The following is a 7,169-nucleotide window of genomic DNA, read 5'->3' on the forward strand; positions in this document are numbered from 1 at the left end:
GCTATCCAAGTGGATTATCAAAAGACAAAATTCCTTTAGGGGCAAGCATCATTAAAGTAGCTGACGCTTTTGATGCCATGACTTCAGACAGGCCTTATCGTAAAGCGTTTTCCAAAGAGAAAGCCATAAGCGAGCTCAAAAAATATAAAGGGATTCAATTTCACCCTGAAGTAGTGGAGGCCTTTTTGAGGGTTTATGAGAAGATAAAGTAAATTTTGAGTTGGATTAAATCAATATGTCTGAGATAATTAGTTAAGGTAAAATGCAATAGTTAGGTTTTACATACTTCAAAGATGTTTTTAAAAACGATAAGGACTCGTTCAAGGTCATTATCGTTTTTATCTTTTTATGTTATACGTTTAAATAATTTAATGAGAATAAATTAAACAAAAAGGGTGCAATTGATTATATCAACTGTTGAATTATCTGAAAAAGAGATTAAACCTAAGTTTCGTGAACGGGAAAAACAACTTCTTTTTGCAGATATATTTTTTATTATCTCTATTTTTTTATTTCTTGGGTTGTTCAGGCCCGATTGGGTGGTAATTGCGGCTTATTTTTTGGTTATTCCTTATTTGGTTCTTACCCGGCGCAAGGCACTTCTTTATCATTTTATAGTTGCTTCCATAATGGCATTTATTTGGATGCTTGTAGCAAAAAATGAGTATGGATATAATTTTGATTTTCTGACGGTCGCGGGTATTAATCTATTTCCATTGTTTGCTTGGGCAATGGGCTTGTTTGGGGTATATATAATATATTCCCATTTTGAACACATTTTGAGCGGGCAGGGAATCATAAGAAAAATTTTGTCATTCTCGATTTTTTATTGGTTGATGCTCATTGTTGTTGAAACTATTGCCTACCATTTTTTTAAGATTCAAAATTTTACGGCTATAGCCTGCCAAGGATTGCCAATATTCGGTTGCATTCATGCGCCCCTCTGGATGAAAGGCACTTACTTCGCGATGGGTCCCCTTTTTTTTATCATATGTTTTTTGCTTAAACTTAAAAATCCTCACGCAAGTAAAATTTAAAAAATCGAAACAAACTTACTCTTCAAATTTGTGTTTAAAGATGGACAATATTTAAATAATAATACTTACTCAAAAAGCAAACATCTTTTGTTAGGTGTTCTTTTTAATATTACAAAAATAATTATGAAAAATATCTTTATTTTAAATTTTTAGGTTGATTGCTAACGGTTTTCATATTATAAATAAATGAGCTTTTTGAAAGAAAATTAAATAATTTTATAAGGAAAGGATTAAAGTAAGCGAAATAAAAAAGTATGCAAAACAATGAAACAAAAAAGACAAAAATTGAAGGCATAGACAAAGTATTGATAATAGGGTCAGGGCCGATAATTATCGGTCAGGCCTGTGAATTTGATTATTCCGGAACCCAAGCTTGCAAAGCTCTTCGGTCGATGGGTTACAAGATTGTTTTGGTTAACTCCAATCCTGCCACTATTATGACGGACCCCGAAATGGCGGATTCAACTTATATTGAGCCCCTAACCATTGAAATTATAGAAAAAATTATTGAAAAAGAAAAACCGGATGCCTTACTGCCAAATCTTGGTGGGCAAACTGGCCTCAATCTTTCGGCGGAGCTTTCCAAAAAAGGAATTCTCAAGAAACACAATGTTAAGATAGTCGGAGTTCAAGCCGACGCCATTGAAAGAGGAGAGGATCGGCTCGAGTTTAAAAAAACAATGAACAAGCTTGGAATTCCGATGCCTAAAAGTGAGCCGGCATACAGCGTGGAGGAAGCGTTAAAAATTGCCAAGGATTTTGATTATCCCGTTGTTGTGAGGCCCGCCTACACCATGGGTGGAATGGGCAGCGGAATAACCTATAACGAGGAAGAGCTTAAAACGATTGCAAGCAGAGGAATCTCCGCGAGTCTTATCGGTCAGATTTTAATTGAGGAAGCGGTTATTGGATGGGAAGAACTTGAACTTGAAGTGGTAAGGGATTCAGAAAACAACAAAATTACCGTTTGTTTTATTGAAAACGTAGACGCGATGGGTGTTCATACAGGAGATTCTTTTTGTGTCGTGCCGATGCTTACGATATCCGAAGAAGTTCAGAAAAAATTACAGGACTATTCATATAAAATAGTGGAAGCTATCGGCGTCATTGGCGGGACAAACGTTCAGTTTGCACACAATCCGGAAGATGGCAGAATAGTTGTAATCGAAATAAATCCTCGAACTTCACGGTCATCTGCATTGGCATCGAAGGCCACCGGTTTTCCAATAGCATATATTTCTTCAAGGTTAGCTGGGGGAGAGACACTTCAAGATGTTCCTTACTGGCGCGAGGGAACCCTTGATAAATATACTCCTTCTGGCGATTATGTCGTTGTTAAATTTGCAAGGTGGGCTTTTGAAAAATTTCGCGGAGCCAAAGACAAGTTGGGCACGGAGATGAGAGCTGTTGGAGAAGTAATGAGTATTGGGAAGACATATAAGGAAGCTTTCCAAAAAGCGATAAGGTCATTGGAGCGAAACAGGTACGGATTGGGTTTTGCAAAGGATTATCATGAATTGCCTCTCGATGAACTCAAAAAGATGCTCGATAATCCAACATCGGAAAGACAATTTATAATGTACGAAGCACTGCGTAAAGGTATGACCATTGAAGAGATGCATAAGAAGACCTACATAAAGCGCTGGTTTATTGAGCAAATAAAAGAACTTGTAGAGCTTGAAGAGGAGATACTTAAATATAAAAATAAAGAACTTCCTGATGAGTTATTAATTGAAGCGAAAGAAAACGGTTTTGCTGATAAGTATTTGGGTCAGATTTTAGGTATTTCAGAAGAAAAGATTAGGAAGCGAAGAGTTGAGCTTGGTAAAGTGGAGGCGTGGGAACCCATACCGGTTAGTGGTGCGGATGCGGCCTATTATTACTCGACATATAATGCTTCGGATAAGGTTCCGGTTAGCTCAAATCGTAAGGTTATGATTCTCGGTGGTGGACCAAACAGGATTGGGCAGGGAATTGAGTTTGATTACACTTGTGTGCATGCCGCACTTACCTTGAAAAATGAGGGGTACGAGTCAATAATGGTTAACTGCAACCCGGAGACTGTATCCACGGATTACGATATTTCCAATAAACTGTATTTTGAGCCCTTAACCGTTGAAGATGTATTAAGTATATACGGCAAAGAAAAACCAATTGGAGTGATTGTGCAGTTTGGGGGGCAGACTCCGCTTAATATCGCCAAAGAGTTGGAGGTCGCTGGAGTGACAATCTTAGGAACATCTCCTGAAAGCATCGACCTTGCTGAAGACAGGAAAAGATTCAAGGAAGTGATGACAAAGCTCGGGATTCCTCAGCCGGCAAGCGATACGGCAACTGCACTTGAAGAGGCATTGAGTATTGCAAAGAAGATAGGATATCCTCTTATGGTTAGGCCCTCATACGTTTTAGGTGGCAGAGGGATGGAAATTGTTTATGATGACGTGATGCTCACAGATTATATAAATGCCGCCGTTGAGATATCTCCCGGCCGTCCAATACTAATAGACAAGTTTCTTGAAAATGCGATAGAGGTAGAGGCAGATGCTCTTGCGGATGGAGAAGACGTTTTTGTCCCCACTTTAATGGAGCACATAGAACTTGCGGGGATTCACTCCGGTGATAGCGCGTGCGCGATACCGCCGATAACGATACCTGAAAAACACGTCAAGACGATAGAGGAATATACCAAAAAGATTGCGATAGAACTCAATGTCGTAGGTCTAATGAATATCCAGTATGCTATCCATGATGACACGGTCTACATTTTAGAGGCGAATCCAAGAGCTTCCCGCACTGTGCCGTTGGTTTCAAAAGTGACGGGGATTTCAATGGCAAAAATTGCGACACAGTTGATAATCGGTAAGAAATTAAAGGATTTGAATTTAAAGAAACGCAAATATAGCCATGTTGGTGTAAAAGAGGTCGTATTTCCCTTCAACGTGTTTTTTGAGGTTGATCCCATTCTCGGGCCTGAAATGAAGTCAACAGGAGAGGTTCTCGGTATAGCCGATTCGTTTGGACTCGCTTTTTTTAAAGCCGAAGATGAAGCGGGGCAGAGATTACCAACAGAAGGAACAGTATTGATTACTGTCGCGCCCAAAGATAAAGAAGCGATACGTGATGTTGCCCAAAAATTAGCTAAATTAGGCTTTAAGATATTGGCTACGGAAGGAACACATAAATTTCTTACTAAAAACGGAATAGAAGCGACGGTTGTCAAAAAAATGCACGAAGGAAGACCAAATCTTCTCGATAAAATTTACAACAAGGAAATAAATCTTGTAATAAATACACCTGTAGGTAAAAGCAGTAAACATGATGATTCATATATAAGAAAAACGGCAATAAAATATAAAATACCCTATATAACCACGACGGCTGCTGCCAAAGCAGCTGCAGAGGGTATTTCGGCATATCTTAAGAATGAAGGTATTACGGTGAAGTCGATACAGGAGTACCACAGAGAAATCAAGTGAGGGATTACGAGTTTTAAAAACAAGGAATTAAAAAAGGAGAAAAGATGAGAATTGCACAAATTGCCCCGGTATGGTATCCAATTCCACCGACAGGGTACGGTGGCATCGAATTAGTTGTTTCTCAGCTTACTGAGGGTCTGGTTAAACAAGGGCACGATGTGACGCTTTTTGCAACCGGTGAATCGCGCACGGACGCTAAATTATCTTATGTTTTTGACGAAGCGCCCAGCGAAAAAATAGGGCAGGTGTTCCCTGATTTATATCACGCTCTACATGCGTATGAGAGAGCGGAAGAGTTTGATATCATTCATGACCATAGCGGTAAGATTGGGCCCGGTTTGGGATTTTTTTCTCCAACTCCCGTTTTACATACTCTTCATGGCCCTGCCACAGAAGATGCTAAGACTCTTTATAAAGCTTTAAGTAAAAAGATTTACTTTAACGCGATATCAAACTATCAGAGAGAATGTTATGGTGATTTGAATTTTGTCGGTACCATTTATAATGCGGTTGATTTGGATGCCTATCAATATAATTCTAAAAAAGATGGTTATCTGCTTTTCCTTGGGAGGATGAGCCCTCAAAAAGGGGCCCATGTCGCGGTGCAAGTGGCAAACAAACTTAACAAAAAACTGTTTTTGGTAACTAAAATTACCGAGCAGCATGAGAAAAAATATTTTGAGGAACAAGTTAAGCCGTTTCTGGGCAAGAATTCAGAAGTTGTTGGCGAAGTAGATTTAAAAACAAAAATTGATTTTTATAGGCATGCAGAATGCACACTGTTTCCTATCCAATGGCCTGAGCCTTTTGGTTTGGTCATGATTGAATCAATGGCAGTAGGAACACCCGTTGTTGCCATTAGGAATGGGGCAGTTCCTGAGGTGATAGTTGATAAAAAAACGGGGTTTATTGTCAATGATTCGGTGGATGAAATGGTTGAAGCCGTTAAAAAAGTGGGTTCCATTGATCCCAATGATTGTCGTGAACATGTTGAGAAGCACTTCTCAACTAAAAGAATGATATCGGATTACGAAAAAGCATATGAGCATATCTTAGAGTTAGAAAAAAGTAAGAAACTATAATTTCTTACTTTTTTGTTTATTCAATTTTATTTTGTGGGCGGGCAACAGCTCCGGATTGCCTACCGCAATAACTTTATCTCACCGTCATTGCCTGCCTGCCGGCCTGCCTGCCGGTAGGCACGGTAGGCACGGCGAGTGAAGCACGGCAATCTCGGTTCTCGGTTTAATTATATTTTTTTGTGGGTTATTCTCCTTCATTTTCTTGCTCGTCCAAAGAATTTTATTTTTTTGTGGGTCGTTCTGGACTCTTGATTCCTGCCTGCCGGTAGGCACGGCGAGCGTTTCTCCTTCTCACTTCACTTCTCGGCGGCGACTTGCAGAACTCCCCCTCGTTCCACTTCGGGGTCAAACAGCTTCGGTCGAAATCTCGCCTCGTCGATTGTTCGTCAGCGCTCTCATATATCGTTCACGAACAACCCACCGGGTTTTAAAAAAAACTAAAAAATAATGGCTTATGGCTTGTAGCTTGTAGGTTCGTCATTGCGAGGAGCATAAGCGACGCGGCAATCTTGATTTAATTGTAATAGTTAACTTTCTTTTTTGTTTATTTAATTATATTTTTTTGTGGGTCGAACATGCTCCACACTCGGCCGTATCCGCGACTTTACTCGTTTCGGGTGGGCCGAGAATAACTCGCTTACGCTCAGACAGATTCTCGGGCGCTCACTTTGTTCGCTTGCCTGCCTGTGGAGGGATTTCCAGCCCTTCACTCGTTTCATCGGGGCGGCCTCAAGTTTCGATTTGTCCGACCTACCCAGGTTTAAAAAAACCAACAACAAGCTTTTATTTTTGATTTTCCTGGCGGTTGGCGAGACTGTTGAATTTTGTCATTGCGAAACTTAGCTCCTTCATTTTCTTGCTCGTCCAAGAAAACGAAGCAAAAGAAAGACGGCCGATCATTTTTTGAACGGTTTCAAAATGTACGGTTGTTCAGGCGCCTACAGAACTCGTCAGGCTAAACTATATCCTTCCTTTTGGCTTTTAAGCCAAAACTTCCAAACTATGTTGTAAGTCGGACGTAATCCTGACTCAACCAGCTTCGGCTTATTCCCTGAACAACCCATTTCTCTGCCTAAAAATGATATGGCAATTAAAAAAAATAGCGCTCTCATATGCGTGCCCGCCGGTAACTGTCTCAGGTAGGCGGGAGGAGCGTTAAGCGGCGTGGCAATCTCATTCTTTCCCCTCCCATCAAGGGAGGGGATTAAGGGGAGGGTGAAATGAACAACCCACTTGGATTTTAAAAAAACAAAATCAATAAAAACTCTTTTGATTTTTCTGGAGGCTGATGGCTGGGAGCTGGGGTCTGTATTTAAATGATATGGCAATTGAAAAAATAGCGTTCTTATATGTTGCCTACCTTCCCGCCTGCTTACGTCTATGATGCTATTAGGTATTGGCCCGGTAGGCATAGATAGCGACGCGGCAATCTCATTCTTTCCCCTCCCTTGATGGGAGGGGATTAAGGGGAGGGTGAAATGAACAACCCACTTGGATTTTAAAAAAACAAAATCAATAAAAACTCTTTTGATTTTTCTGGAGGCTGATGGCTGGGAGCTGGGGTCTGTATTTAA

At 40.3% G+C, this 7,169-nt stretch carries 5 protein-coding genes; 4 read left to right on the forward strand and 1 reads right to left on the reverse strand.

Features of this window, described 5'->3' with window-relative positions; translation table 11 throughout:
* The 4 genes from Q7U95_RS06280 to Q7U95_RS06295 form a co-directional block, all read left to right on the forward strand.
* The coding region (locus tag Q7U95_RS06280; RefSeq protein ID WP_336622648.1) for an HD domain-containing phosphohydrolase at positions 1 to 212 on the forward strand (212 nt) is incomplete at its 5' end.
* 189 nt (positions 213 to 401) lie between these two features.
* Positions 402 to 1,037 carry a hypothetical protein gene (locus Q7U95_RS06285; protein WP_308752844.1) on the forward strand — a complete coding sequence of 212 codons (636 nt, stop codon included), beginning with the start codon at positions 402 to 404 and terminating at the stop codon, positions 1,035 to 1,037.
* A 254-nt stretch (positions 1,038 to 1,291) separates the two neighbouring features.
* Complete coding sequence (gene carB / locus Q7U95_RS06290) at positions 1,292 to 4,513, forward strand: carbamoyl-phosphate synthase large subunit (RefSeq protein WP_308752846.1); 3,222 nt, start codon at positions 1,292 to 1,294, stop codon at positions 4,511 to 4,513.
* Between the two features lie 44 nt (positions 4,514 to 4,557).
* Positions 4,558 to 5,595 (forward strand): glycosyltransferase family 4 protein, encoded by a 1,038-nt coding sequence (locus Q7U95_RS06295; protein WP_308752848.1) that lies wholly within the window; start codon positions 4,558 to 4,560, stop codon positions 5,593 to 5,595.
* Positions 5,596 to 6,545: 950 nt separating this feature from the next.
* Here Q7U95_RS06295 and Q7U95_RS06300 read toward each other — a convergent pair.
* The coding region (locus Q7U95_RS06300; RefSeq protein WP_308752850.1) for a hypothetical protein at positions 6,546 to 7,169 on the reverse strand (624 nt) is incomplete at its 5' end.

The sequence above is a fragment of the Candidatus Oleimmundimicrobium sp. genome (assembly GCF_030651595.1).
Lineage (GTDB): Bacteria > Actinomycetota > Aquicultoria > UBA3085 > Oleimmundimicrobiaceae > JAUSCH01.

Coding starts and splice junctions, on each gene's coding strand:
- carB (WP_308752846.1), top strand. CDS start 1,292: ATGCAAAACAATGAAACAAAAAAGACAAAAATTGAAGGCATAGACAAA.
- Q7U95_RS06295 (WP_308752848.1), top strand. CDS start 4,558: ATGAGAATTGCACAAATTGCCCCGGTATGGTATCCAATTCCACCGACA.